General features: G+C 48.9%; 2 protein-coding genes. Both read left to right on the top strand.

Annotated elements, in window-relative coordinates; genetic code table 11:
- Positions 1-73: 73 nt before the first annotated feature.
- On the top strand, positions 74-361 hold the full coding sequence (locus tag LKO28_RS15325; RefSeq protein ID WP_227695909.1) for a hypothetical protein: 288 nt from the start codon (positions 74-76) through the stop codon (positions 359-361).
- Between the two features lie 760 nt (positions 362-1121).
- A partial coding sequence (locus tag LKO28_RS15320; RefSeq protein WP_227695907.1) for a hypothetical protein occupies positions 1122-1687 on the top strand: 566 nt, incomplete at its 3' end.

The raw sequence follows: 1687 nt of genomic DNA, 5'->3' as shown, positions 1-1687 counted from the left end.
CCGGCAGGCGTTTCCCGATTTCTTTGCTTTTGTGGATAGTAACATATTATAATAACTTAAATAAATTAACGGTATGAAAAACGGTAAATGTGTACAGTGTGCAGTGATGCTGTCTATTTTGAAGGCGTTGGATATTGATGTCGGGACACCGGCTGAGTGTGATATCGGAGCGGTGGATGATATTAAAAACATGAAATCTAGAAAGGAGGTGATCGCACTATTGAATATCAATGCAAGCACCTATTGCCGCTGGGTAAAATGGGGGATCTTGAAACCGAGAGTATATGGGAATAGACATTATTATAAAGATGAGGATCTCAAAAGGGGACTGGATGAAAGTGTCCGCCGTGGAAAACGATAGGGAAAAAAGGTGGTCTATTGTTATCGATGATAAGATGGAAAGCGTACGGAATGTACGCTTTCTTGCGTTTCGGCGTACGGCCCCGTCTTGGCGTCGGACTACCCTGGATTGACGGCGGGGTACCCTAGACTGACGGCGGGGTACGGCGCTTCGTTGTTGGCCGAAGAACTCACGAAGTAGAAACGCTTTGGTGTTGATTCGGGGGTGTCTGCAGTACTTTACTTCATCCGGGCCTTGCATCGGGGTGTGTACGCGACACGCTAGCCCTAGAACGTCACGAAGCAGGGTAACCAGCCGGTAGCTTTGACCTGCCACGAAATGCCGTTGTGCGAATGAGCGTACCATCAGGGAGGCCGATCTTCGCTGTTGTCCAGGTGACCGATGTCGTCGGACGGATCCGCCCCAAGGTAGGCTTCACCAAATAAACCTTACTCTTTCCGGAGCACAAGGTACCCCTTCAGTTGTACCTGTCGCTCCGTCCTGATAGCAACTTTGTCCGACAAAACTGCAAAGTAGGGCTTCCTGCAGATAAAGTAGTGTGTCGCCAGCTCCATGTACCTCGCCGCCATGTTCATGTACTCCGCCGAAATGTGGCTATACTCGGAAGGTAGTGCCTAAAAAGCGATCAAATGCAATCGAAATCGGTTGCATTTGATTGCATTTGGTTGCATTTGATTGCATTTCCCGTCAAAATTTTTCGTCTCAAGCCACCTTTGTTTCACAGCGAGGGAATGGGCCCTGCTGCTAAAAACAAAATGTTATGAACATTAAACAACAAGCATTGGGCGGTTTCACCAAGGACAGCGATGAAACCGTATTGGTCAAAGGTAAAACGGTCCTATTGGCCATGACAGACAATCCAAACTTTCCGACGCCGGAGCCGGCACTAGATGTGGTAACGGACGTATTGGAAGACTATGAGCAGAAGCTCGCCATGGCCAAGCGGCGTGGCAGTCCGGAAGATACGGCGGCCAAGAACAGTGCACGCAAAGCGATTGAACAGATGTTAAAGCGTTTGGCTTTCTATGTGACGCACACGGCAAACGGTGACCTGTCGCAATTGTTGAGCTCGGGTTTTTCGGTCTCGAGCATACCACAAAAAGATGATGTGCCGGCTATAGTGGCAGGGATTAAGTTGCGCGATGGTAAACAGAGAGGGCAGATGCGGTTGGATTTTGATAGAAATCCGGCGGCAAAGATTTACGAATATCAAATTTGCGAAATTGATGCGCACGGTATGCCGGATGAATGGGGCGAGGTTTATATCACGACCTCATCAAAGAATCACACGATCGCGCCGCTTACGCCTTTCCTGCGTTACGGTGT

The organism is Sphingobacterium sp. FBM7-1 (assembly GCF_020687765.1).
Lineage (GTDB): Bacteria > Bacteroidota > Bacteroidia > Sphingobacteriales > Sphingobacteriaceae > Sphingobacterium.
The sequence above is the reverse complement of the archived record's forward strand: the minus strand, read 5'-3'. Positions and strand labels throughout refer to the sequence as shown.